This is a genomic window from Pseudogemmobacter humi, from assembly GCF_900609055.1.
In the GTDB taxonomy this organism is placed as follows: Bacteria; Pseudomonadota; Alphaproteobacteria; order Rhodobacterales; family Rhodobacteraceae; genus Pseudogemmobacter; species Pseudogemmobacter humi.
This window is the reverse complement of record NZ_UXAW01000051.1, coordinates 46,178-71,491: the sequence shown is the minus strand read 5'-3', so window position 1 is coordinate 71,491 and position 25,314 is coordinate 46,178. Positions and strand designations below refer to the sequence as shown.

Sequence of the window (25,314 nt, the reverse complement as noted above, 5' to 3'; positions counted from 1 at the left end):
CTCAGATTTCGATCTGCTGACTGCGGCAGAAGGCCTGCACCGCCGCAATGCGCTGCGGATCCTGGCCCGCGCCCGGTACGCGGTAGGGCACGAACGGCCCCGACGACAGCAATGTGCCGGCAAAAAGAGCGGGCGGCGGCGTCCGTCCGCCCGTCACGGTGGTGACATAGCCGCAAACCTGCACATTGCCATCGCCAAGACCATAGCTGCTGCGCAGCCCGCTCAGCTGAACCGGCGTTTTCAGATATCCGGCCATACCCGCCTCGATCCGGGCCCGGTCAGCCGCTGTGAGGCTGTGCTCGCTATGGGTCAGCACACCGTCGCCGCCGGGATCGACGCAGGCGGTGCAAACCAGGACCATGAGCGGGGACAGGATAAATGAGAGGCGCATAAGCTTTCCTTTTCAGCGTCTTGTGTGGAAGGATATGGAATCAACAGATGCAGCAACGGGATGGCGCTGGTCATGAACGCCCCAGAAACCCTGATTCAGGGCCTGTATGCGGCCCTACTGGGCGAAACCGGATGGCAGGGTTTCATTGATGATTTCGCACGGCATGCCGATGTGGAATGCGCCACCCTGTTCTTTCACGACGCCCCCAGCGGCCGGGGCGCGATCACCCTCCAGACCGGCATCCCGGACGCCGCGCAGCGCGACTATTTCTCTCATTTCGGAGGATTGAACCCCTGGATGTGGCAGGTCGGCGCAACTCCGATCGGAACCGCCATACTCGGAGATCAGCTGGTGGCGCGCGACCGCTTCACCCGGACGGAATATTATAACGATTTTCTGCACCGCTATGAAATTGAGACCGGCGTCGGTGTCACCATCGAACGGCAGGACGGCCGGTTCCTGCTGCTTTCCACGCTGGTGGGCGACACCGATGAGACGCGCAATCTGGCCCGGGCCGATTTGCTGACTGCGATCGCCCCCCATCTGCGCCGCGCATCCGATTTCTATCGGCGACACCGGCTCGGCAGCCTTGGTCAGGACCTTTCGGTCCATCTGGGCGAACGCGCGGGCATGGCGGTGGCCTTTACCGACTTCATCGGCAAGGTGGTGCATGCCAGCCCGGGGGCGGCCGATATCCTTGACCGGGGCGGCCCTGCGGGTCTTGGCCCGGGGCGCAGCCTGCGCTTTGCCGACCCTGATCTGCAGGAGGCGTTCCAGCAGATGCTGCGCGGCACCGGAGCAGAGCGCCCTGTCACCATGACCCGCGCAGGGATCGAGATCACTCTCCTGCCCCTGGGCCAGCACGAGGCCGCAGAATGTTTCAGCGGCCGTATGGTCGCGGTTATCTTCGCGCGCGGACCCGGCGATATCGTCGCTCTGGCCAGACGGTTCGAACTGACCCCTGCCGAAGCCCGGGTGGCGGCGGCCATTCTTGACGGCAGGCGCCCCGCCGCAATCGCGCGCGACGCCGGGCTTTCGGTGGAAACCGTGCGCAGTCAGCTGAAGGCGGTCTTTGCCAAGACGGGTGCCGAAGGGCAGGCGCATCTGGTGCGCATTGCCACGGGATTGGCCGGGGGCTGGTCGCATCAAGCCTGATATCCATGATTGCGTTCAGCCTCAGATTTACAGCATCGGCCATGTCGCGCCTCACCTGAACGGGTGAACAGGAAGGCAAAGCCAGGACCTTCCGCCTGTTCCACAGGATTCGTCACCCGTTTGGGGGATTTCCGGTTCGCATGCAGCGCCTATCGCTCAGGGATCAGTCACCACCCCGCCGGACTGGCCAGGCCTTGCGCTGACGCTCCGGCGGCCCTGAGGGAGCCTTTACAATGCGTTTTATGAAACTTGTCGCCATACTGGGAACGGCCATCCTGCTGGCCGGATGCTACGAAACCGGCGACACCTCGACCGGCACCGACTGGGGCGACGGGGGTGGCAGTGTGTCGGTCCGCCCGCGGTATTATACCTGCCCGTCCAACTGCGCGAACGTCCAGACCCGCACCAGCTGCCAGGCGTCGGAATCCTACTATCAGGTCTATGTGCAGAATGCGCAGGCCGGGGCCTCGGCCAGCGTTCTGGATCAATTGTATCAAAACCATTCCAGCGCCGCGAGCCTCGCGCGCAGCATGGTGCAACAGATCGGTTGCAATCCCTGATCCTGCGCCATCAGATGCGACCTTTGCTTTATGTCGCCGCCGCAGCCCTCGCCCTGACGGCTGCGGTGATCGCCCTGGCATTGCGCCCGGGCGCGGGTACGACGGCGCCGCCTGGCGCTGTCGCACTCGCCAAGAGGCCACCTGACACCCCGGCTCCCGAGGCCTATCGCAGCTGCTTCCTGCTCTGGGCGAGCGAGATCCCCGTCATCGCGCAGCGCGATGGTCTTGCCCGCATGACGCTGGCCGCGCGCGAACGGGTTGTCCATGGCACCGCGCTGCTTCACTACCGTGAGGAGGAGGAAACGACCCGTCTCGCGATCCTCGATCTGCGCGCCGACAGCCTCGTCAGCCGCGCGGCGCTGGCAGAGGCCAGCCTGCGCGAGACAGAGGCCCGGCTACAGGCCGAGGCCGCCGCCCTGTCGCGCCGTCTGAAACGCGCGGAACAGAATGAAGACCTGCTTGCCGCGCGCCACCGCGAGGGGCGCGTGGATCGCCTGACGCTGGATCAGGCTGCCGACCAGCATGCCGAACTGCGCGAGACCGTCGCGCGCACGGACCTGGCGCTGTCGCTGCTTCATGCCGAACATGCGCAGCGGCTGGCCGAATTGCGGGTAGAGCAGGCGCTGCTTGACGCAGAGCGCGAGGCTCTGGAAACAGCGCGCGACCAGCTGGTCCTGCGCGCCGAGGCAGAGGGCGTGATCACCGATATCGCGCCGCAGCTGGCCGCTGGCGGATTGGCCGGCATCCGGCGCGGCGACCACCTGGCCAGCATCGCGGCCCCCGGACGGTTTCTCGCCCGCATCCCGGTCCATGCCCGTGATCTGCCGCTGTTCGCAGAGCGCAGGGTCACGGCGACACTGATGGCCGATGGCACGGTGCTGTCGGGGCAGGTCACGGATATCAGCGCCTTGCGCCATTCGCTGCCCGATGGCAGCACGCATGAGGTCGGCATCCGCTTTGACCCCGTCGCGAAAGAGATCGAACCGCAACCGGCAAGCTGCGTCTTTACTGAAAATCCGGTGTCAGCGCCATGATGCGGGGGCTGATCCTGGGGCTGGTCCTTGTGCTGAACGCGGCCTGCCGGGCCCCTGAATATGACCGCGCAGCCGCGCTGGTCGATCAGGTGGATTCAGACCTCGCCAACCCTGACAAGGGCGCAGCTCTGCCCTTCGCCCAACATGCCCGCCGCCACGGACCCGGCTTCCGGCAGGCCCGGCTGCGCGAGGCGTCTCTCTGGCTCGAACTGGATGAGTTGCGCCGGGGTGCGCTGCCCCGTTTCAGCCTGCTGATGCAGGGCACCCTGCAATTGCGCAGCGATCCGGCAGCGCTGGAGTTGCGGGGGCGCAACCATGCCTTTGTCATCGAATGGGATTTCGTCCGCGCGCTTTATGTCTTCTTTCGCCGCACCCCTGAAACCTTTGCCCGGCTTGTCGCGCAGGACAGCGCTCTCGCTGTGCAGGAGGCCGAAAAGGACCTGCTGGACCAGCTTGCTGCCGCATTGCTGGCAGACCTGGATCTTGAACGCGATGCGCTGCGGCTTCAGGCGGAACAATGCCTGCTGCAACAGATGCGCAGCGATCTCGCCGCCGGGGCCGTCGCCGGCGCGGCCGTCGCCGAAAAGGAAAGCGAGCACCGCCGCCTGCAGGCGCTGACCGGAGCGGTCCGGACGCTGAACGCCGCCACCTGGGCAAAGCTGTCCCATAGCGGCGGGGGCGCCCCGGTTCAGCCCCGCCCCACGATCACCGCCCTTCTGCCCGTGACCAGGATCAGCGAGGACGCGGCGCAGTGCTATGCCGGATCGGCCCTGCGGGCGCGCAACGACGCCCTTCACGACATCGCGCTTGGCGGGCTGGAGGCGGCCCGGATCGAAAAATGGCTGAACCTCTCGGGGATCGTGCCCAATCAGCTTGGCAGTCAGAACCCGGCCCGGATCGAACTGCTGCTGAACCTGATGGTGCCGCTGATCGATCAGGGCCGTGGCGACCGGCAGGTGATGCAGGCACGGATCGCAGTGGCCAATGCGCTGATCACCGCCGGGGACAGCCGCGCCGCCTTTCTGCTGGCCCATGCCCGAATGCGTGTCACCCTGGCCGAGGCAGAGCTGGAAATGCTGCGACCGGCGACACCGCCCGCGACCGATGACTGCACCGCCGTGCTGAGCGCGCGCCAGGATGACATCGCGCGCCGCCGCGCGGCGCTGACCGCCGCCCATATGCGGGCCAGCCTGCATCTGCTTTGCACCCCCGCCGCGTCAGTGCCAGCCCGTGAGTGACATGCAGGACATTCCCTTGCAGCTGGACCAGGTTTCGGTCCGCCATGGCGGCGCGACGGGCCGCTGTGTGCTTGACGCCGTCGACCTCACCCTCGCGCCAGGCGAGAGGCTGTGCATCCTTGGCGAAAGCGGCGCTGGCAAGACCACGCTGCTGGAACTGATCAGCGGGTTCCGCCGCCCGGATGCGGGCCGGGTCCGGCTGTTCGGCATGGATCCGGCACGGGCCGCAGATTCCCTTCGTTCGCGGTTACGTCGGCAGAGGATGGGGTTCATGTTCCAGGATTATGCGCTGATCGAGCATCTGACCGCCGCCGCAAATATCGCTCTGCCGCTGCGCCTGGATGGTATGGCGGCTTCCGCCGCGCATCGCCACGCCCTTGAACGGCTGGCCGATCTGGGCCTGTCCCATCTGGCGGCAGTCTCGGCAAGCGCGCTCTCCGGGGGCGAGAAACAGCGTGTGGCCTTCGCCCGCGCCACGGTACACACGCCCGGCCTGATCCTTGCCGATGAACCAACGGGCAGTCTTGATCCGGCGACGGGGGCAGAGATCCTGCGCCTGATCCTCGCCCGGGACGCCGATGCCGGACGCAGCGTGGTCGTCGTGACCCATAACCATGCACATTGCCCTCATTTCGACCGTGTTCTTGTCCTGCGGGGCGGGCATCTGGCCGAGGCGGGGGCACCGGCATGAAGCAGTCCCGGCCCGGCGGGCGCGTCATGCTGCGGCGATTGCTGATCCTCGTGCTGGTCGCGGCCTGTTTCTCGGTGGTGCTGGCCAACCGGATCGTCACCTCTGCCGCAACGGCGGGGTTCGAGACCCGCATCGCCTCCGGCCTCAGCAATGAGGCGGTGCTGAGCTTCCCGCTGATCGCCGCGCCGGATGTCAGCCGCGGCCGCGCCGATGCGGCCCATATCGACCTTTACATGCAACGCGCGATCCATGCGGCCTTTGCCGATGCCGGATTGGCCTTCGCACCCTTCTCGCGCCAGTTTGTCCGTCTGGCCGAGGCTTCCGATACCGGCCAGGTCGAACTGCTGACGACAGAGCCCGGCTTTCTGGCGGCCTGGGGAGTCGGCCTCGCTCCCGATGTTGCTCCCACCGCGGACAGCTGTCTTGTCGGGCGGACGCTGGCGGCTTCCCTTGGCGATCCGCTGCCGCAATGGCTGCATTTCGGCGACCGCCGTTGCCCGCTGGCGGGCGTGTTCGATGCGACGGGGCGCGCCCCCTTCTGGACGCTGGACCGCGCCGTGCTGCGGCTGGCCCCGCCGGGCCGGGCGATGACCGGGGAAACATTCGTCTGGAGCGGCTTTCTGCATTCGGACGGGCTGTCCTTTGGCGCTGAGCGGCTGCGCGAGGGACTGACACCATGGATCGACCCTGACATGGTCGAGATCTGGTCCAGTCGCGATCAGGCCGCCCGCGCCGCCGAGATCCTGACAATCTACCGCTTTGTCTCGGGCACGATCAGCGGCATCGCGCTTGGCATCTCGGCCTTTGCCATTGCGACAACCTTCACATTTTCCGTGTCGGGGCAGTTGCGCGACATCGCTATCCGCCGGGCACTGGGCGCCACGCAATGGCGCATCATGATCGGCGTCCAGTCCGAGGTCGCGGGCCTTGTCGGCGCCGGCCTCGGGCTCGGGCTTGTCGCAGGCCCGTATCTCGGCCATCTGCTGTTGCAGCATATGGCAGGGGCAGGCGTTCCCGGGCTGTCATCCGAAGGCTCGCTGGCTCCACAGTACATAGCCGGGCTCGGGCTGCTCTTTCTGCTGACCGGGCTGATCGCCGGGCTGATCCCCGCCATCACCGCTGCCCGGGTGGATCCCGCGATCATCCTGCGCGGCAGCTGAGGTGCAGGGGTGCCGGGTCACACGCCAGCCGGCACCCGAAACAACCATCCGCCCCCTCCGGAGCGGACCTGGTTCAACAGCAGTAACAGCAGGCAGACATGGCTTCGGGATTGACGGATACCCATAGCTTTCGGCGTCGCCTTATTTTCTGCATTGGCCAAAAATAAATAATGATAAATTGGACTTGTGTAAAAACATCGCCAATGAGACTGGCCATGGAGCATGGCATAAGGCTTTGTTGCACAATAGAAGAAAACTATCGTGCTCAGGCCGCGTTCAGGCCATATTGACCGGCCAGTGTCGGCCGCGAGAGAAAAGCGGCGCATAAATTGATCTGCTTCCGAGCAAAATCTTCTGTTGTGCAACAAAGCCCAATCAAGGCGCCCCAGACCATTGTGATGCTCCCCGGCGCGGACAAATGAAAATGTCGCATCGACGGCCCTAAGAGAACCCTACGTCACCTCCCGGAACCAGATCGACCTCAGCGCATTTTCTGATCCAGGGCTCAGCGACGGCTCACGAGCCCGGGTAGTTTCATCAAGGAGTGCAGTGATGGCCGATGCCGCAAATGATATCCGCGCCGATCTCGAAAAACAGATCGCCGATCTGAAAAAGGAAATGTCGAAGATCAGCAAATCGCTGGCATCGCGCGCCTCGGATGCGATGGATGACGCCGAAGAGATGTTCGAAGATGGCAAGGGCCGCGCAGGTCAGGCGGTGGCCCGGGTCCGCGATCAGGCCAGTGCCGCGGTCGGCGCCATGCGCGAAAACCCCGGCACCACCGCAACCGTGCTCTCGACCGTCGGCCTTCTCGGCCTTGCCGCCGGTATGCTCCTCAGTGGCGTTCTGTCCGGCGACCGTCGCCGCTGAACGCGCTTTTCGTCGGGAAAGGACCTCCCTCCCTTTCCCGACGGTTGCGGCCCGCTCTGCTCCCGCGCGGGCCGCGACCCTGTCTGGCGGACCTGGCAGCGGTTCGGCTTCGCCGCGGACCAGGGCACCTTCACCCCCACATAAGGATCGCAGCATGTTCCTGAGAGCAGCCCTTTTCGTCGTTCCTGTGGTTCTCGCAGGCTGGGTGATCGGTTGGTTCAACATCCCCGGCCCATGGTATGAGAGCCTTTCCAAACCCGCTTTCAACCCGCCAAATTGGGTGTTCGCCCCGGTCTGGACGATCCTCTATCTGATCATCGGGGTGGTGGGCTGGCGGGTATTCGGGCGGACGACAGACAGCCGTTCCGGCACCGGGAGCCTCCGCGCCCTGTGGGGGCTGCAACTGCTGCTGAACTACGCCTGGTCGCCTGCTTTCTTCGGGCTGGAGAGCGCGGGCCTTGCCTTGGTCCTGATCTCTCTGTTGCTCGCCACGATCCTTGCTTTCATTCTGCGGGCGCTGCCGCGGGACAGGCTTTCGGCGGGTCTGTTCATTCCCTATCTGGCCTGGGTTTCCTTTGCTGCGTTGCTGAATTTCGAAATCTGGCGCCTGAACTGAACGCGGCACGCAGCCCGGCCGCGCGCATAAAACATGGAACCAGTATACATTTTTTGCGTTTTGCTCCGGATGCGGCACCCGGTGCCCCCGCCGCATCCGGAGGTTTTATCTGTAATCGCCTGAACAGGCATTTTCGGGAGGGACGTTCATGCACAGCATCATCTATCTGGTCGGCCTTGTGGTCGTGGTTCTCGCCATCCTGTCGTTGCTTGGCCTGCGCTGAGGAGGAGTTGAAATGGAACGCACAGAAACCATGACCGCCGCCTCGGCACCGCGTCGTGAAACCGGCGGCGCCTATATTGACTGGGCTGCGGTGTTCGGCGGCGCGGTTGTTGCCGCCGCCACCGCCGGGCTCTTCACCGCATTCGGGGCGGCTCTCGGTCTCTCGACGATTTCGGCCGAGCCGGGTGAGGGATCGTTCAGTCTCTGGCTGATCGTGACGGCGCTCTGGCTCGTGATATCGCTGGTCGCAAGCTATCTGGCCGGAGGCTATATCGCCGGCCGGATGCGGCGGCGCGTCGATGATGCCTCCGCCGATGAGGTCGCGGCCCGCGACGGGATCAACGGCCTTGTGGTCTGGGGTCTTGGCATGCTGGTGACGGCCTGGATGGCTGCCGGGGCGATCAGCGGTGCGGCCTCTGCGGTGGGCACCGCCGCAACGGCTGCCGGATCGGCTGTCGGCGGCGTCGTCCAGGGCGCTGGCAACGCGGTCGGCGGCGCGGTTCAGGGCGTTGCCCAGGCCGTGGGCGCGGCCATCCCCGATGATGCGGATGAGGGGCTGATGGACTATATCAACAGCACCCTGATGCGCCCCGAAGTAAGTGCCATGCGTCAGGGAGTGCAGCAGGCCGACGGCACCACCTCACCGGGCACGCCGTCGATGGATGATGCCGAACTTGCGCGTCAGAGCGGTATCGTTTTGGGGAATGTCCTGCGGAGCGGCGAGATTTCTGAGGATGACCGCGCCTTCCTCATCGCCGCTGTCGCACGGCGCACCGGACAAACCGAGGCCCAGGTCGAGGCGCGTGTGGATCAGGCGGTAGCCGCCGTCCAGGACGCCCGCGAGAAGGCCGAAGCCGCCGTGGCGGAGGCACGTGCCGAGGCCGAACGTCTGGCCAAAGAGGCCGAGGAAGCCGCGATCGCCGCCGCCGAGACCGCCCGCAAAAGCGCGATCCTGACCGCCTTTCTGCTGACGGCGGCCGCTCTGGTGGCGGGTGCCGCAGCCGTCTCCGGCGCGGTTCGCGGTGGCCGTCACCGCGACGAAGGCCGCATCTGGGGCGGGTTCAGCTACCGCTTCTGACACCCGTCATACCTTCGCGGGGCGCGCGCACCGTTCAGGCGCGCGCGCCCCGCCTCACGACAGAGCCGGCGCCACGGGCCTCGGACATGCCCGCCAGCGCCACCCTTTCCCACCTTTGAAAGGCAGGACAGATGGCACGGAAATCCTATGACAGCACCACCGGCAATGCGGGTGAGACGCAGCAGCGCGGCGGCGCCGTGCTGACCACGAACCACGGCATCCCGTTTTCCGACAACCAGAACTCCCTGCGCGCAGGGGCGCGCGGCCCGACCCTGCTGGAAGACTTCCTCCTGCGCGAGAAGATCTTCCATTTCGACCATGAGCGCATCCCCGAGCGCATCGTCCATGCCCGTGGTTCCGCCGCGCATGGGGTCTTCACCTGCACCGATCCGATCCCCGGGCTGACCCGGGCAAGCCTTTTCGCCGAAAAGGGTAAGCAAACCCCGGTTTTCGTGCGCTTCTCCACCGTCGCGGGCGGTGCGGGATCGGTCGACACGCCGCGCGACGTGCGCGGGTTTGCGGTGAAATTCTACACCGATCAGGGCAACTGGGATCTGGTCGGCAACAACATCCCGGTCTTCTTCATTCAGGACGCGATCAAATTCCCCGACCTCGTGCATTCGGTGAAGATGGAGGCGGATCGCGGCTATCCGCAGGCGGCTTCGGCGCATGACACGTTCTGGGATTTCGTCTCGCTGATGCCGGAAAGCCTGCATACGGTGATCTGGGCGATGTCTGACCGGGCCATCCCGCGATCCTTGCGCATGATGGAAGGATTCGGCGTCCACACCTTCAAATTCGTCAATGAGACGGGCGAGGCCAGCTTCGTCAAATTCCACTGGCGCCCGGTGCTCGGCATGCAATCACTGATCTGGGACGAAAGCGCCAAACTCCAGGGCGCCGATAACGATTACCACCGTCGCGACCTGTTCGAGGCCATCGCGGCGGGGGACTTCCCGGAATGGGATTTCGCGGTGCAGGTCTTTGATCAGGCGCTGGCCGACAGCCTGCCTTACGACGTGCTTGACCCGACCAAGATCATCCCCGAGGAAATCGTGCCCCTGCGGGTGATCGGCCGCATGGTTCTGAACCGCAACCCCGACAACCATTTCGCCGAGAATGAACAGGCGGCCTTCCTGCCCTCAAACATCGTGCCGGGGATCGACTTCAGCGATGATCCTTTGTTGCAGGGGCGGCTGTTTTCCTATCTCGACACCCAGAAATCGCGGCTTGGCACGACGAATTTCCACCAGATCCCGGTGAATGCGCCGAAATGCCCCTATGCCAATATGATGCGCGACGGGCTGATGCAGACGCAGGTGCCGAAGGGCCGCGCGAATTACGAGCCGAACAGCCTGGATCAGGCGGGCGAGGATCCCGGGCCGCGCGCCAGTGCCAGTGGCTTCGTGACCGCCCCGCAGGAGGTTGCGGGCGACAAGCTGCGCATCCGGTCCGAAACCTTCGGCGATCATTACAGCCAGCCGCGGATGTATTGGCGCTCGATGACCGAAAATGAGCAGGCGCATATCGCCTCGGCCTTCGTCTTCGAACTGTCGAAAGTCGGGCTCGGCCATGTGCGCGAACGGGTGGTGTCGCATCTGCGGGTGATCGAAGAGGATCTCGGTCAGCGCGTCGCAGACGGGCTGGGGATCGCCCTGCCCGAACCCGCCAGCCCCTTCCGCGCGCCGCTGGACCTTGCCCCCTCGGACGCGCTTTCGATCCAGAAAAACTGGCACGAGACCCTGAAAGGCCGCAAGGTCGGCCTCCTGATCGCCGAGGGGTCGGACAAGGCGGGCATCGACAAGCTGACCAGCGCCATCGAGGCCGAAGGCGGCACGGTGTTCACCATCGCGCCCAAAGTCGGGCCGCTGAAGCTGAAGGGCGGTACCCTCACCCCGGACGGTCAACTCGCCGGCAGCCCTTCGGTGCTGTTCGATGCCGTCGCGATGATCCTGATGCCCGATCAGGCCGAAAAGCTGGCGCGTGACAGTGCCGCCATCGGCTTCGTGATGGATGCTTTCGCCCATCTGAAGGCCATCGGCCATTGCAAAGGCTCGGCCGTGATCCTGGCCCGCGCCGGGATCGAGGATGGCGAGGGAGTCGGCCCCTGGGAAGACCTGCCCGACATGGCCAGGCGCCGCTACTGGGCGCGTGAGGCGGGGGTGCGTGATCTGGCATGACGCTCAGGGCGGAGGAGATCGTCTGTCCCACCGAGGCCGGGCTTTACTGCGCCCCGGGGGATTTCCATATCGACCCCCTCCGCCCGGTTGCACGCGCCCTCGTGACCCATGGCCATTCCGACCATGCCCGCCCCGGGCACGGCGCGGTGATGGCCACGCGCCAGACGCTCGACATCATGGCGATCCGCTATGGCGAGGAGTTCACCGCCAGCCGCCAGATCGCCGAAGGCCCGGTGCGGATCGGCGATGTCACCGTCAGCTTTCATCCGGCGGGCCATGTGCTGGGATCGGCCCAGATCCTCATCACCCCCGATAGCGGGCCGCGCATCCTGATTTCCGGCGATTATTGCCGCACGCCAAACCCCTGCTGCCAGGCCTGGGAGCCGGTCGCCTGCGATATCTTCATCACCGAGGCGACCTTTGGCCTGCCGGTCTTTCGCCACCCCGACCCGCTGGCCGAGGCCGGGCGGCTGATCGCCAGCATGGCGGAATTCCCCGAGAGGCCGCATCTGGTCGGCGCCTATGCGCTCGGGAAGGCGCAGCGGGTGATCGCGCTGGCGCGCGCGGCGGGGCATCTGGCCCCCATCGCCATCCATGGCGCGCTGAAGCGGCTTTGCGATTATCACATTGAGCAGGGGATCGACCTTGGCCCGCTGGTTCCCGCCACCGATCCCGGAGAGGCGCAACTGGTGCTGGCGCCGCCCTCGGCCTTCGCAAGCCCCTGGGTGCAGCGGTTCCGCGATCCGGTCCTGTCCTATGCCTCGGGCTGGATGACGGTGCGCGCCCGCGCCCGCCAGCGCGGGGTCGAACTGCCGCTGGTGATCTCGGATCATGTCGACTGGCCGCAACTCACGCAAACCATCCGCGACCTTGGCCCCGAAGAGGTCTGGATCACCCATGGCACCGAAGACGGTCTGCTGCGCTGGTGCGAGATGAATGGCATCCCCGCCCGTCCGCTGCGCCTGATCGGCTATGAGGATGAGCCGGAATGAAGGCCTTCGCCCGCCTCCTGGAGCGGCTGGCCTTCACCCCCGGCCGAAATGCCAAACTGACGATCCTGGCGCATTATTTCCAGACCACGCCCGACCCTGATCGCGGCTATGCGGCTTCCGTCCTGACCGGCGAGCTGGATCTGCGGCAGGTCTCGCCTTCCCTGCTGAAACGGCTGGCGGCGGATCGGGTGGACGAACAGCTTTTCCGCCTCTCCTATGATTTCGTCGGCGATCTGGCCGAGACGATTTCCCTCCTCTGGCCCGGTGAGGCCAGCGGCCCGAACGCTGAGGTTTCCGTCACCGAGGCCGTCACGCTCATGAACGAGACCGGCAAGCTGGCACTGCCGGGCGTGATCGCGGATCTTCTCGACCGCCTCACCCCGCCCGAGCGGCTGGCGCTCCTGAAACTCGCCACCGGCAATCTGCGGGTCGGGGTCTCGGCCCGCCTTGCGCGCACCGCGCTGGCCATGGGCACCCCGCGCAGCGTGGATGAGGTCGAGGAGATCTGGCACGGGCTGACCCCGCCCTATCTTCCGCTTTTCCACTGGCTGGAAGGCGGCGACCCGCCCGCGCCCGCCGAGGCGCCGTTCCGGCCAGTGATGCTCTCTACTCCCGTGACGCCCGGGGAACTGGCGGCATTTGATCCGACGGACTATCTGGCCGAATGGAAATGGGACGGCATCCGGGTGCAGGCGGTGGCCGAAGGGCAAAACCGCAGGCTTTACACCCGCACCGGCGAAGAGATCGGCGCCGCCTTCCCTGAAATCATTGCGGCAATGGATTTCGAGGGCGCGGTCGATGGCGAGTTGCTGATCCGGCGCGGCGGCGAAGTCGCGCCCTTTGCCGATCTGCAAAGGCGGCTCGGTCGCAAGGCGGTCAGCGCGAAGATGCGCGAAACCCATCCCGCCGCCCTGCGCCTTTATGACATCCTGACCTGGCAGGGCGAGGATCTGCGCCCCCTGCCGCTGGACCAGCGCCGCGCGCGGCTTGAGGCGGCGGTTTTCAACCCGCACCGGATCGACCTGTCGCCCCTTTTGCCGTTCCGGACATGGGACGATCTGGCCAGTTTGCGCGCCGCCCCGCACGAGCCCGTGATCGAAGGCGTGATGATCAAGCGCCGCGACAGCGCCTATATCGCAGGCCGCCCGCGCGGGCCGTGGTTCAAGTGGAAACGCGACCCGATGGTGGTCGATGCGGTGCTGCTTTATGCGCAGGCAGGGCATGGCAAACGCTCGGGCTTTTACTCGGATTTCACCTTCGGGCTCTGGGATGGTGCTGATCTGGTGCCGGTCGGCAAAGCCTATTTCGGCTTCACCGATGAAGAGCTGCGCGAACTGGACCGCTTTGTGCGCAAACATACGGTGCAGCGTTTTGGCCCCGTCCGCCAGCTTGCGCCCGCGCTGGTGGTCGAGGTGGCGTTCGAGGGGCTGAATGCCTCGCCCCGGCACAAATCCGGGCTGGCGATGCGCTTCCCGCGCATCTCGCGCATCCGCTGGGACAAGCCCGCCGCAGAGGCCGACCGGCTGGAAACGCTGAGGGCCATGCTGTGACGCTGCCCCCGCTGTTTTCAGACTGGTTCGCGGGTAATGGCTGGCAACCGCATCCGCATCAGCTTGCGCTTTTGGCCGCGCGAGGCGACACGCTCCTGATCGCGCCCACCGGCGGCGGCAAGACGCTGGCGGGGTTTCTGCCTTCGCTGGTCGATCTGCATCTGAACCCGGGCAAAGGGCTGCACACGCTTTATGTCTCGCCTCTGAAGGCGCTGACGGCGGATGTCGGGCGCAATCTCGCCCGCCCGATTACCGATATGGATCTGGCCATCCGGGTCGGCGACCGCACCGGCGACACACCGACAAGCCAGCGCCGCCGCCAGCGCGCCGATCCGCCGGAAATCCTGCTGACCACGCCGGAATCGCTGGCGCTGATGCTGTCCTGGCCCGAGGCAGCGAAGATGTTTTCGTCTCTGAAGCGCGTGGTGCTGGATGAGTTGCACGCGCTGGCGGAATCGAAGCGCGGCGATCAGCTGATGCTGGGCCTTGCGCGGCTCAAGCGCCTTGCGCCCGGCGTGCAGACAACCGGGCTTTCCGCAACCGTCGAAGACCCCGCCGCGCTGGCCTGGTTCATGGGGGCGGAAAGCGTTTTGCAGGCCGATCCCGGCCCCGCGCCCGACATCGCGCTGCTGCCCACGCTCCAGCCGCCGCCTTGGGCCGGGGGCGGCGGGCGCTATGCGGTGCCCGATGTGCTGGACGCGGTGGCGGGCGCGAAAACCACGATCATCTTCCTCAACACCCGCGCGCAGGCCGAGCTGTTCTTCCAGGCGCTCTGGCTGGCCAATGACCAGGCTCTGCCCATCGGCCTCCACCACGGGGCGCTGGCGCGCGAAGCACGACAAAGGGTCGAGGCCGCGATGGCGGCGGGCGAATTACGCGCCGTGGTGGCGACCGGCAGCCTTGATCTGGGCATCGATTGGGGCAATGTCGATCTGGTGATCCAGGTCGGCGCGCCGCGCAATATCAAGCGTCTCGTTCAGCGGATCGGGCGGGCGAACCACCGCTATAACGCGCCATCGCGCGCGCGGATCGTGGCCGCGAACCGTTTCGAGGTCATCGAATGCGTCGCAGCACTTGAGGCCGCCCGTGCGGGCGAGCTGGACGGTGAGCCGCGCGGGCCGGGGCCGCTGGACGTGCTGATCCAGCAGATCCTGCTGACCGCCTGCGCCGCGCCATTTGATGCGAATGCGCTTTATGCCGAGGTCATCACCGCGGGCCCTTACCGCGCGCTCAGCCGCGATGATTTCGACGCCTGCCTCGATTTCGCAGCCACCGGCGGTTATGCCTTGCGGATCTACGAACGCTGGCAGCGGCTGGTTTTACGCGGCGGGCTCTGGCAACTGCGCGACCCGCGCGCGGCCCGCGATCTGCGGATGAATATCGGCACCATCACCGAGGCCGAAAAGCTGAAGGTGCGCAGGCGCGGGCGCGGCGGTGGCCCCTTGGGCGAGATCGAAGAGACCTTCGCCGCCAGCCTTTCGCCCGGCGACACCTTCCTTCTGGGCGGCCAGGTGCTGCGCTATGACCGGATCCGCGATCTGGTGATGGAGGTCACGCCAACCCCCGGCCGCGAGCCCAAAATCGCCACCTTCTCCGGCCTGAAATTCGCCACCTCGACCGAGCTTTCGCAGCGGATGCTCAGGGTCCTTGCCGATCCCGACCGCCATGCGGAACTGCCGCAAAACATCCGCGACTGGCTGGCGCTGCAAGCGCGGTTCAGCGCCCTGCCCCGGCCCGGCACGCTTTTATGCGAGACATTCCCCCGCGCGGGCCGCTGGCATCTGGTGATCTACGGCTTCGCCGGGCAGAACGCGCATCAGACGCTCGGCCTGCTCGTCACCCGCCAGATGGAGGGCCTTGGCCTTGATCCGCTGGGGTTTCTGGCAACGGATCACGCGCTGATGATCACCTCGCTGCAACCCGTCACCGATGTTGCGCCGCTGCTGACCACGCCAGGTCTTGAACAGGGGCTGGAAGACTGGATCGCCGCCAGTTCGCTGATGAAACGCAGCTTCCGCGCTGTCGCCACCATCGCGGGGCTGATCCAGCGAAACCGGCCCGGCGCGCGCAAGACCGGCAAACAGGCGACGTTTTCCAGCGACATCATCTACGACACCCTGCGCCGCCATGATCCGGGTCACATCCTCCTGCGCGCGACCCGCGACGAGGCGCGGCGCGGGCTGATCGATTTCGACCGCATCGCGGATATGATTGCGCGCAACCCGCAGATCGGGCCGCGCGCTTTGCCCCGCGTCTCGCCGCTCGCGGCGCCGCTTCTGCTGGAGCTGGGGCGCGTCCGCCTTGCGGGCGAAGGCCAGCTGCGTCTGGCGGAAAAGATGGCGCGGGATCTGATGGAAGAGGCCGGTCTGAACAGGGTTCGGGGCGATGACTGAGGGCTGTCCCTTCCGCTTTGCAGGCGAGGATTTCCTGGCCCGCCCCTCCGGCGCGCTGTGGTGGCCTGCGCAGGGAACGCTGGTCGTGGCCGACCTGCATCTGGGGCGGTCCGGGCGCTATGCGCGCCGGGGTGGCGCGCTGTTGCCGCCCTTTGAGGACGCCGACACCCTGGCCCGGCTGGCGGCGGAGATTGCCGCGCTTGACCCCGCGCGGGTGGTGTCTTTGGGCGATGCCTTCGACGATGATCACGCCGCAAGCGAGGTTGCAACGCGCGAAGCCGCCGTCATCGCGCGGCTCGCGGACGGGCGGGACTGGCTCTGGATTGCCGGAAACCACGATCCGGCCGCGGCCCGCGCTCATTTGCCAGGCACCTGGCTTTCGCATCTGCCTGGCCTGATCGCCTTTCGCCACATCGCCGCGGATGGCCCCGATATCTCGGGCCATATGCACCCCTCAACCCGGCTCGCCGGGCGGCGGTTTCGCTGTTTCGTGCTGGGGCAAACGCATCTGATCCTGCCCGCCTTCGGCACCTATACCGGGGGGCTCGACATCGGCGATCCGGCTTTCGCACCGCTTGCCACGCGGGGAATCGCGCTGGCCTGCGCGGAGCGCGTCTTTGCCCTGCCCATGCCGACCGCCCGGAAACGAAGCCCTCTCAACACCTTTTCAAAGGAGGCATGAATGGCGAAGCACAAGGCGAAGACCCGCAAGGATGACCTGCGCACCGGCACCCCTTTCTGGGTGAAAACGCCGCATTCGGCGGTTGCCACCGAGCCGCGCCTGCCCCGCGACCGTTTCGATGTGATCGTGGTGGGTGCCGGCATCTCGGGCGGGCTGGTGGCCGAGGCGCTGACGCGGGCGGGAAAATCGGTGCTGATCCTTGACCGCCGCCCCGCCGTTCGCGGCTCTACCCCGGCGTCAACTGCGATGATCCAGCATGAGATCGACGTGCCGCTGACGAGGCTGAGGAAGAAGATCGGCAAGGATCATGCCGACCGGGCCTGGTTGCGGTCTGTGCGCGCGGTGGAGGATCTGGTCGCGCTGGCCGGCAGGCTGAAACTCGATTGCCAGATGCGCGCGAAGCCTGCGCTTTATCTGGCGGGGAACGAGATGGGCGCGCGGGCGCTGGCGCATGAGGCGAAAGCGCGCCAGGAGATCGGCATCCGCGCCGATTATCTGAAACGCGCCGATCTGATGGATCGATACGCGATGGACCGCCCGGCCGCGATCTGGTCAGAGGCCTCGGCCTCGGCCAACCCGGCGCAACTGACGGCGGGGCTTTTGCAGGCCACACTGTCGCAGAAGGCGCGCATTGTCTCGCCCGTCGAGATTACCGACATGGCCGAACTGCCCTCTGGCATCGCACTGGCGACGGCGAAGGGCGAGGTTCTGGTCGCGGAACATGCGGTTTTCTGCACCGGCTATGAATATCTGCCGCAGATGAAGACGAAATCGCACAATGGTGCCGGGGTTTAACATCTCGCAGAGCGCGGCCGCCTGCCCGGCAATCTGTGCCGCCTCAACCGATTTCGGCAAACTTGATCCGAGACCGGAAAGGACCGCTTCCTGCACCAGTTCGTGGGCCATTGCCGCAAGGAGCCCTTCAGCGGTTTCGGGATCGACGCCAAGGATCTCGGCAGCACGCTGAAGCCGGCGCTCCGAAGCCAGACGCGTGAACTGCTGCAAGGCATCACTGGCTGCCAAAGCGGCCAGCGATGCGGTCCCAAGTGGTGTGATTGCGACAGCCCGGACACCAAGGCGGCGCAGGATGGCGTCAACTGACGCCTCGGCCGGCAGGGCAAGGGTGGTGCGGGTGGCAGGATTTCAAATGTGGTGGACCCCGCTCTATGGCTGCCGTTCGGACCACCACCACAGGCCAGCCCTTCAGCGATGCTGTCGAGGCAGGCATCAGATGGCCAATCCCGGGATACGCCGCCAGTTCGCATGACGTTGACCGTCGGGGAGCTGTCGCAGTCCTGTAACCTGTCCGTCGCGTCGTTGTTCTCAAGGACTGTTAGCTGCCCTCTCAGAATGACCTGAAAGGACATCACCCCATGAAACACCTTCTCGCCTCGGGCCTTCTGGCCATCGGCATTGCGACGGCCACCCAGTCCGTGGCCCAGGACACCATTCGTTTTGCGGTCACCGACATTGACGGGATGGAAGCGCTGCAGCGTGAGATGGGGCCATTCAAGGAGGCGTTCGAAGCCGCCTCGGGCCTGAAGGTCGAGTTCTTCCCGGTGTCCGGCCGCACCGTCGCGGTCGAGGCGATGGCCGCCGACCAGGTCGACTTCGTGCTGACCGGCCCTTCGGAATATGTGGTGTTCAACGCGCGGCTCGATGCCCGGCCGGTCGTCACCTGGGTGCGGCCGGATTACTATTCCACGGTCGTCGTGCTGGACGAGAGCCCGGTGAAGACCCCCGCCGACCTGAAAGGACAGATGATCTCGTTCGGCGAGATCGGCTCGACCTCGCAGCACCTCGGCCCGGTGGAACTGCTGACCCGGGCGGGGCTGGCCTACGGGGTGGATTACCAGCCGGTGTTCCTGAACCGAAATGTCGCGGTCGAGGCGCTGATCAGGGGGGAAATCTCCGCGATCGGCCTGAACCGCACCCATATCGACAGTATCGCCGGCAAGTTCCCCGACCAGAAGTTCCGTGTCCTGGCCAAGGGTCCGCAACTGCCGGACGACATCCTGCTCGCCTCGGCCAGGGTGGCGCCCGAGGTGGTCGAAAAGGTGCGCAAGACCTTCGCTGACAATGGAGAGGCGATCCTGGCGGCGCTGACCCGCACGGAAGAGAACGCCAAATATCTCGGCGGCCGGTTCAACCCGAAGGTGACCGACGCCGACTACGACGTGGTGCGCGCGATGTTCAGGAACCTCGGCATCACCGAGTTTACCGAATTCGTCGGTGAGTAAGCCGGTGAACGCCCCGCTTTCTCCGCCGCCGCTGACCGGATCCGCCGTAGCGGAGCCGGTCCTTGCCGTGGCCGGTCTGACCAGGGACTTTCCGGGCCGCAAGGTGTTGCAGGGCCTGAGCTTCACGCTTGCCCCCGGCCAGGCGACGGCGCTGATCGGGGCGAACGGGTCGGGCAAGTCCACGCTCTTGCGCTGTCTTGTCCGGCTGGTCGAACCCTCGGGCGGCGAGATCCGGATGCTCGGCCGCGATGTGTGTCGCCTGACTCCGCGAGGGCTGCGCCGCTTCCGGGCCGAGGTCGGGATCGTCTGGCAGCGTCACAATCTCGTTCCCCGCCTGTCCGCCCTTTCCAACGTGATCCACGGCGCGCAGGCGCGGATCCCGGGCCCGCGCACCTGGGCGCAGGCGCTGGCGCCCGCCGCGGTGCGCAACGAGGCGATGGCCTGCCTTGCCCGCGTGGGCCTTGCCGACCGCGCGCTTTTGCGCGTCGACAACCTGTCCGGCGGCCAACAGCAGCGCGTCGCCATCGCCCGTATGCTGATGCAGCGCCCGGCCTTCATCCTGGCCGACGAGCCGGACGCCAGCCTTGACCCACAGACAGGGGAAGAAGTGATGTCCCTGCTTCTGGGTCTTGTCCGCGAGGAGGGACTGTCGCTTCTGGTCATCTCACACCGGCTGGAGCACACGCTGCGCTTTTCCGACCGTATCCTGGGTCTCGCCAACGGCCGGATCGCGCTGGACCAGCCCACCCGGCATGCCAACGCCGCCGGCCTGCGGCAGTTCTTCGATCATGCGGAGGCCGCATGATCTCCCAATCCCCCGCCCGCTTCCGGCACCGCAGCCTGGTGGAATATGCCGCCTTGCTGGCCGTGTTGACGCTGGTCGTGACCTCGCTCGCGGCCACCGCCCCGGCGCCAGACAAACTTGGCAGCGGCATCGCCCGGCTCTTTGCACCCTCGGGCCTTCTGACCCGGATGTTCCCGCCCGACTTCACATGCATCGTGCCCATCGGCTGGAAGCTTCTGGAAACCCTGCAGATGGCCGTCGCGGGGTGTTTCCTGGGCCTGATCCTGGCGCTTCCCTTCGCGATCCTCGCCACAGACCGCCTGTCGCCGCACCCGCTGGTCCGTCAGGCTGCCCGGGCGCTGATCGCGCTGTTCCGCACCGTGCCCGATCTCGTATGGGCCATCGTCTTCATCATCATCGTGGGCCTCGGCCCCGCCGCGGGGGTCATGGCGATCATGGTCGACAAGATCGGCTTCGCCGGCCGCTTCTTCGCCGAGGCGATGGAGGAGACCGACCCCGGCCCGCAGGACGCGCTGCGTGCCATCGGCGCCAGCCGGCTGGGTATCATCGGCTCGGCCGTGATCCCGGCCTGCATGCCCTCGTTCACCGCCACCTCGCTGTTCGCACTTGAGAAATCGATGCGAGGCTCGGCCGCGCTGGGCCTTGTCGGCGCGGGCGGCATCGGGGTGGACCTCAAGGTCGCCTTCGACCTTTTCAATTACGACGAGGCGCTGGCGATCATCCTGATGATGCTGGGGCTGGTCATCGCCGTCGAGCAGGGCTCGGGCTGGATTCGGAGGAAACTGATATGAACCGGATGGTCACCGACACGGCCCACCACTACCGGAACGCCGAGTGGAAGGAGGCCGACAATGCCTCGCCCCGGGCGGTGCCGGAACCCTGGGCGATGGACCATGCCCGCGGCCTGCCACAGGGATCGCGCGTCCTGGACCCCGGCGCCGCGATTGTTCGCCACGCACTGGCCTTCGCCGAACCGGGCCACGAGGTCACAGCGCCGGACGCCGCCGAGGCCGCGACCGCCGCCATTGCCGCCGCCGCCTTCGCCCGGGCCGTGCCCGTCCAGGTGGTCCAGGCGCCGATGACCAATCTGCCGTTCGCGGCGACCAGCTTCGACCAAGTGCTGGCCTGGAACGTCGTCTGCCACGGTGGCGAAGCCGTCGTCCGCCGCGCCCTGTCCGAGGTTGCCCGCGTCCTGCGCCCGGGCGGCAGCTTCATGGAAACCCTGCTGTCCGCCCGCCGCCTGCCGGTGGAACAGGTGAAGGCCCCCTGCCGCGAGATCAGCCGCAACACCCGGGTTTTCGACGGACCGGGCGACAAGAGACATCCACACTATTTCTGCACCGCAGCCAACCTTCTGTCGCTGCTCCGGGGGGTCGAGATTCTCGCGCTGTTCGACCGGCCGCATGAAAAGCCCGGTTCATCGCCCTGGCATCTTCTGGCGGAGCGTCTGGCATGAGCGCCGAGTTGATCGAGGGCGCCCGCGTCATCCTGGACGACCGGGTCGAGATCGCCTCGGTCCGCATCGAGGGCGGGCGGATCACCGGCATCGATGTTGCGCGCGACGGCGCGGCCGTCATCCCGGCGCGCGGGCGCATCCTGGCCCCGGCCTTCGTCGATATGCACGGCGACGCCTTCGAGCGTCAGGTCATGCCGCGCCCCGGCGTCATGGTGCCTGTGGAAACCGCCTTGCTGGAGACCGACCGCCAGCTGGCCGCCAACGGCATCGCCACCGCCTATCACGCGCTGACCCTGTCCTGGGAACCCGGTCTGCGCAGCGTCGATACCGGCTGGCGGATCCTCCGCGCACTGGAACGCCTCCGCCCCCGCCTCACCGCCGAGAACCGCCTGCAACTGCGGTGGGAAACCTTCTGCCATGAGGCCGAACCCCTGATCACCCATGCCCTGGCTGGCGCCGATCGCCCGGCGCTGGCTTTCAACGACCATACGAGCTCGATGCTCCTTCACCCCGATGTCGCAGTTCAGGACCGGCCCTTTGACCAGATCGATCCCTATCCGGTCACCCCTTTCGACGCACCGCGCTTCCGGAAGAAGATGGCCGACCAGGCCCTTCGCGCCCATATCCTGCCCGAGGACTATGTGGCGCTGCTCAACAGGGTCTGGGCCCGCCGCGCCGAGGTCCCGGACCATATCGCCCGCATGGCGGCGCTGGCCCGGACGCACAAGGCACCGATGCTCAGCCACGACGACAGCCAGGCCGAAACCCGCAGATACTATCGCGGGCTGGGCGCGACGGTGGCCGAGTTCCCGATGCACGAGCGCGTCTTCCTTGCCGCGCGCGAGGCGGGCGATGCCATCGTGCTGGGCGCACCGAACGCCATGCGCGGCGGCAGCCACCTCGGCAGCCCCGGAGCCGCGCAGATGATCGCGCGCGGGCTGTGCGACATCCTGGCGTCCGACTACTATTACCCTGCCATGCTGGGGGCCATGGTGCGGCTGCACGCCGACCGGGTGGCACCGCTGCCGGTCCTGTGGGCGCTCGTTTCGCTGAATCCGGCTCGCGCGATGGGGCTGGCCGACCGGGGGCGGATCGCCGCCGGGCTGCGCGCCGACCTCCTTCTGCTCGACTGGCCCGAAGGCCAGGCCCCGGCCCCCCTGCGCACCTGGGTTTCGGGCCGGCCCGGATATTCGGCCCTGCCCGTCGTCCGCCGACCCGAACCCGCCCTCGGAGGAGGCCCCAATGCTTGATGCGCTTGCCGATTTCGACAGCCTTCCCGCCGCGCCGCAGATCGACTTCACCTGTTCCCACCCGGGCCAGTCACGCTTCCGCCGCAGCCTGATCCGCGCGGTCGAAATGCTGACCGGCCAGCGCAGGCTGCGGCGGCTCTACCTCGACTGGGTATGGTGCGACCGGCCTCTGGGCATGCCGGTCTTTTCGGCCGCGCTGCGCCAGCTGCGGATCGACCCGCAGATTGCCGCAGGGGCCGGGCATCTGGAGGCGGTGCCGGCATCGGGTGGGCTTCTTCTTGTGGCGAACCATCCCTTCGGCGTCATCGATGGGCTGGCCATCGGCCATCTGGGAATGCAGATGCGCGGCAATGTGCGCATCCTGACGAACAGCCTGCTCTGCCGGGTGCCCGAGGTCGATCCCTACCTCCTGCCCGTCGATTTCTCGGGCACACCCGAAGCGCGGCGGCTGACGGTCGAGACCCGGCGGCGCGCGGCCGCGCTTTTGCAGGCGGGCGAGGTCGTGGCCGTCTTCCCCGCGGGCGGCGTGGCCACGGCGAACCGGCCGCTGAGGGGCCGCGCGGTGGATGCGGCCTGGCACCCCTTCGTCGGGCGGCTGGCAACGATTCCCGGCGTGACCACTCTTCCGGTGCATTTCGCCGGGCAGAACACGCGTCTGTTCCAGATCGCCAGCCACACCTCTTATGCGCTGCGCGTGGCGCTGATCTTCCATGAAACCCGGCGCCGGATCGGCCAGCCGGTCGAGCTGCGCCTCGGCGCGCCGGTTCCGGCCGCAGAGCTGCGCCTGCTCGACCGCGACCGGGTGGCGGCCGAACTGCGGCGACGCTGCATGGCGCTTGCGGACCCGGCGCTCAGGGACCCTGACGAGACTTTTGTCTGGCCCCGCCACATCAGATGGTAGCCCGCGTCATACAAGGTTCATCCAGGGTTCGGACGGCTGTCACATCCCCCCGGTAGGACTATCGCAGACCACGGGGCGAGAGAGACCGATGCTGGACGTGCAGGGCGTGACGCGGATGTTCGGCCAGAAGGCCGCGGTCGACAATATCAGCTTCCGCATCGACAGCCCGGCCTTCGTGGGCATCATCGGCCGTTCGGGCGCGGGTAAATCCACCTTCCTGCGGATGATGAATCGCCTGCTCGACGCCACCTCGGGCGAGATCCGCGTTGGCGGCCGCAACGTCCTGGCGCTGAAGGGGGCCGAGGCGCGCGCCTGGCAATCGCAATGCGCGATGATCTTCCAGCAGTTCAACCTCGTGCCCCGGCTCGATGTGGCCTCGAACGTGCTGCACGGCATCCTGAACCGCTGCACGACGCTTCAGACCATGTTCAACTTCTGGCCCCGCGCCGACATCCTGCGCGCGCTGGAGATCCTCGACCGTCTCGGCATCGCCGAACAGGCGCCCAAGCGCGCCGAGGCGCTCTCGGGTGGCCAGCAGCAGCGCGTCGCCATTGCCCGGGCGCTGATGCAGGACCCGAAGATCATTCTCGCCGACGAACCCATCGCCAGCCTCGATCCGATGAACGCCCAGGTCGTCATGGACACGCTGAAGCGCATCAACGCAGAGGACGGGCGCATGGTCATCGCCAATCTGCACACGCTCGACACCGCGCGACGCTACTGCGACCGTGTCATCGGGATGCGCGACGGCCGGATCGTCTTCGACGGCACCCCGGACCAGCTGTCCACGGGCGTTGCCCGCGACATCTACGGCGCTGACGCCGGCTTCAACGAGGCGGCGACCTCGACCTCCCTCCCCGCCGATACCACGGCAGACGGCACCTATGCCGACCTGATGCTGTCGTGATCCCGGCCACCCCGGCCTCAACCTCATGGAGACCCCATGCAAAAGCTGCTGACCGCAACCGTCCTGACCGCGATCCTGGCCTCTGCCGCGACCGCGCAGGAGATCAGGAAATTCAACATCGGAATCCTCGGGGGCGAGAACGCCCAGGATCGCCTGACCTCGAACGAGTGCCTGCGCGTCAGGATCGAGGCGGAACTGGGCGTTCCGGTCAAGCTGTTCACCCCCGCCGACTATGACGGCGTGATCCAGGGCCTGCTGGGCGGCACACTGGACTATGCCTGGCTCGGAGCTTCGGGTTATGCCAAGATCTATCTGACCGATCCGGAAGCGGTAGAAGTCAGGCTGACCAAGCAGAACGTGGATGGTTCGACCGGCTACTATTCGATCGGCTTCACCCGCAGGGACACCGGCATCACCTCAATGGAAGACGCCAGGGGCAAGGTCTTCGCCTTCGCCGACCCCAACTCGACCTCGGGCTACCTGGTCCCCGGCGCCGAACTGGCGGCTGAATATGGCAACCTGAAGTCCTATTTCGGCGAAGTGAAGATGTCCGGCGGGCATGAACAGACTATCGTCGGCGTTGCCAACGGCGATTTCGATGCGGGCGTCAGCTGGGCCGACGGCCTGGGCAACTGGGAAGACGGCTACAACTCCGGCGCCTTCCGCAAGGCCGCCGATGCAGGTCTCGTGGACATGTCGAACCTGGTCGAGATCTGGCGCTCGGCGCTGATCCCGGAAGGCCCGATGGTCCTGCGCAAGGCTCTGCCGCAGGATGTGAAGGACAAGGTCACCCGGTTGACCGCCGACCTGTGGGAAACCGACCCGGAATGTGCCTATTCCGTCGCCGCCGGCGAGGCCAGGGACTTCGTTCCGGTCAAACACTCGGACTACGACGGCATAATCGCCGCCCGCAAGATGCAGGAAGGCACCTGATCCTGCCCCT

General features: G+C 66.6%; 24 protein-coding genes. 23 read left to right on the top strand and 1 reads right to left on the bottom strand.

Annotated features, from left to right (window positions below):
* Position 1 precedes the first annotated feature (1 nt).
* Positions 2–256, bottom strand: coding sequence for a hypothetical protein (locus tag XINFAN_RS06605; protein ID WP_124085698.1), 255 nt, complete (start codon positions 254–256; stop codon positions 2–4).
* A gap of 207 nt (positions 257–463) precedes the next feature.
* On the opposite strand from XINFAN_RS06605, the gene XINFAN_RS06600 reads away from it, so the two are divergent.
* The 23 genes from XINFAN_RS06600 to phnD all read left to right on the top strand — a co-directional run bounded on the left by XINFAN_RS06600 (position 464) and on the right by phnD (position 25,304).
* On the top strand, positions 464–1,546 hold the full coding sequence (locus XINFAN_RS06600; RefSeq protein ID WP_160144554.1) for a helix-turn-helix transcriptional regulator: 1,083 nt from the start codon (positions 464–466) through the stop codon (positions 1,544–1,546).
* Between the two features lie 233 nt (positions 1,547–1,779).
* A complete protein-coding gene (locus tag XINFAN_RS06595; RefSeq protein ID WP_124085696.1) occupies positions 1,780–2,106 on the top strand; it encodes a hypothetical protein in 327 nt (108 codons plus the stop codon).
* Between the two features lie 14 nt (positions 2,107–2,120).
* The gene (locus tag XINFAN_RS06590) at positions 2,121–3,140 is read left to right on the top strand and encodes an HlyD family secretion protein (protein WP_124085695.1); all 1,020 of its coding nucleotides are present in this window, start codon (positions 2,121–2,123) and stop codon (positions 3,138–3,140) included.
* Positions 3,137–4,378 (top strand): hypothetical protein, encoded by a 1,242-nt coding sequence (locus tag XINFAN_RS06585; protein ID WP_124085694.1) that lies wholly within the window; start codon positions 3,137–3,139, stop codon positions 4,376–4,378. Before XINFAN_RS06590 ends, XINFAN_RS06585 begins: the two co-directional genes overlap by 4 nt.
* Before the next feature lies 1 nt (position 4,379).
* Positions 4,380–5,069: an ABC transporter ATP-binding protein gene (locus XINFAN_RS06580; protein ID WP_160144553.1), complete on the top strand. Its 690-nt coding sequence runs from the start codon at positions 4,380–4,382 to the stop codon at positions 5,067–5,069.
* Entirely contained in the window at positions 5,066–6,229 is a 1,164-nt protein-coding gene (locus tag XINFAN_RS06575; RefSeq protein WP_124085692.1) for an ABC transporter permease, read from the top strand. Before XINFAN_RS06580 ends, XINFAN_RS06575 begins: the two co-directional genes overlap by 4 nt.
* Before the next feature lie 552 nt (positions 6,230–6,781).
* Complete coding sequence (locus XINFAN_RS06570; RefSeq protein WP_124085691.1) at positions 6,782–7,099, top strand: hypothetical protein; 318 nt, start codon at positions 6,782–6,784, stop codon at positions 7,097–7,099.
* Positions 7,100–7,253: 154 nt separating this feature from the next.
* Positions 7,254–7,715, top strand: a complete 462-nt coding sequence (locus tag XINFAN_RS06565) for a TspO/MBR family protein (protein WP_124085690.1) — start codon at positions 7,254–7,256, stop codon at positions 7,713–7,715.
* A gap of 235 nt (positions 7,716–7,950) precedes the next feature.
* Positions 7,951–9,015 carry a hypothetical protein gene (locus tag XINFAN_RS06560; protein ID WP_233352149.1) on the top strand — a complete coding sequence of 355 codons (1,065 nt, stop codon included), beginning with the start codon at positions 7,951–7,953 and terminating at the stop codon, positions 9,013–9,015.
* 131 nt (positions 9,016–9,146) lie between these two features.
* Positions 9,147–11,195 (top strand): catalase, encoded by a 2,049-nt coding sequence (locus XINFAN_RS06555; protein WP_124085689.1) that lies wholly within the window; start codon positions 9,147–9,149, stop codon positions 11,193–11,195.
* Positions 11,192–12,187 carry a ligase-associated DNA damage response exonuclease gene (locus XINFAN_RS06550; protein ID WP_124085688.1) on the top strand — a complete coding sequence of 332 codons (996 nt, stop codon included), beginning with the start codon at positions 11,192–11,194 and terminating at the stop codon, positions 12,185–12,187. The genes XINFAN_RS06555 and XINFAN_RS06550 overlap by 4 nt, the downstream gene beginning before the upstream one ends.
* Positions 12,184–13,737 carry a cisplatin damage response ATP-dependent DNA ligase gene (locus XINFAN_RS06545; RefSeq protein WP_124085687.1) on the top strand — a complete coding sequence of 518 codons (1,554 nt, stop codon included), beginning with the start codon at positions 12,184–12,186 and terminating at the stop codon, positions 13,735–13,737. Before XINFAN_RS06550 ends, XINFAN_RS06545 begins: the two co-directional genes overlap by 4 nt.
* Positions 13,734–16,130 carry a ligase-associated DNA damage response DEXH box helicase gene (locus XINFAN_RS06540; protein ID WP_124085686.1) on the top strand — a complete coding sequence of 799 codons (2,397 nt, stop codon included), beginning with the start codon at positions 13,734–13,736 and terminating at the stop codon, positions 16,128–16,130. Before XINFAN_RS06545 ends, XINFAN_RS06540 begins: the two co-directional genes overlap by 4 nt.
* Positions 16,123–16,812, top strand: coding sequence for a ligase-associated DNA damage response endonuclease PdeM (gene pdeM / locus XINFAN_RS06535; RefSeq protein ID WP_124085685.1), 690 nt, complete (start codon positions 16,123–16,125; stop codon positions 16,810–16,812). Before XINFAN_RS06540 ends, pdeM begins: the two co-directional genes overlap by 8 nt.
* The gene (locus tag XINFAN_RS06530; protein WP_233352148.1) at positions 16,813–17,607 is read left to right on the top strand and encodes an NAD(P)/FAD-dependent oxidoreductase; all 795 of its coding nucleotides are present in this window, start codon (positions 16,813–16,815) and stop codon (positions 17,605–17,607) included. It abuts the gene before it with no gap.
* A gap of 578 nt (positions 17,608–18,185) precedes the next feature.
* Positions 18,186–19,052, top strand: a complete 867-nt coding sequence (locus tag XINFAN_RS06525; RefSeq protein ID WP_124085684.1) for a phosphate/phosphite/phosphonate ABC transporter substrate-binding protein — start codon at positions 18,186–18,188, stop codon at positions 19,050–19,052.
* A 4-nt stretch (positions 19,053–19,056) separates the two neighbouring features.
* Complete coding sequence (locus XINFAN_RS06520) at positions 19,057–19,857, top strand: phosphonate ABC transporter ATP-binding protein (protein WP_199286376.1); 801 nt, start codon at positions 19,057–19,059, stop codon at positions 19,855–19,857.
* On the top strand, positions 19,854–20,648 hold the full coding sequence (gene phnE, locus XINFAN_RS06515) for a phosphonate ABC transporter, permease protein PhnE (RefSeq protein WP_124085683.1): 795 nt from the start codon (positions 19,854–19,856) through the stop codon (positions 20,646–20,648). The genes XINFAN_RS06520 and phnE overlap by 4 nt, the downstream gene beginning before the upstream one ends.
* Entirely contained in the window at positions 20,645–21,313 is a 669-nt protein-coding gene (locus XINFAN_RS06510; protein WP_233352147.1) for a class I SAM-dependent methyltransferase, read from the top strand. Before phnE ends, XINFAN_RS06510 begins: the two co-directional genes overlap by 4 nt.
* Positions 21,310–22,563 (top strand): alpha-D-ribose 1-methylphosphonate 5-triphosphate diphosphatase, encoded by a 1,254-nt coding sequence (locus XINFAN_RS06505; RefSeq protein WP_124085682.1) that lies wholly within the window; start codon positions 21,310–21,312, stop codon positions 22,561–22,563. Before XINFAN_RS06510 ends, XINFAN_RS06505 begins: the two co-directional genes overlap by 4 nt.
* Positions 22,556–23,464, top strand: coding sequence for a lysophospholipid acyltransferase family protein (locus tag XINFAN_RS06500; RefSeq protein ID WP_124085681.1), 909 nt, complete (start codon positions 22,556–22,558; stop codon positions 23,462–23,464). Before XINFAN_RS06505 ends, XINFAN_RS06500 begins: the two co-directional genes overlap by 8 nt.
* Before the next feature lie 88 nt (positions 23,465–23,552).
* Positions 23,553–24,371, top strand: a complete 819-nt coding sequence (phnC, locus tag XINFAN_RS06495; RefSeq protein WP_124085680.1) for a phosphonate ABC transporter ATP-binding protein — start codon at positions 23,553–23,555, stop codon at positions 24,369–24,371.
* Positions 24,372–24,407: 36 nt separating this feature from the next.
* A complete protein-coding gene (gene phnD / locus XINFAN_RS06490) occupies positions 24,408–25,304 on the top strand; it encodes a phosphonate ABC transporter substrate-binding protein (protein ID WP_124085679.1) in 897 nt (298 codons plus the stop codon).
* Positions 25,305–25,314: the final 10 nt, after the last annotated feature.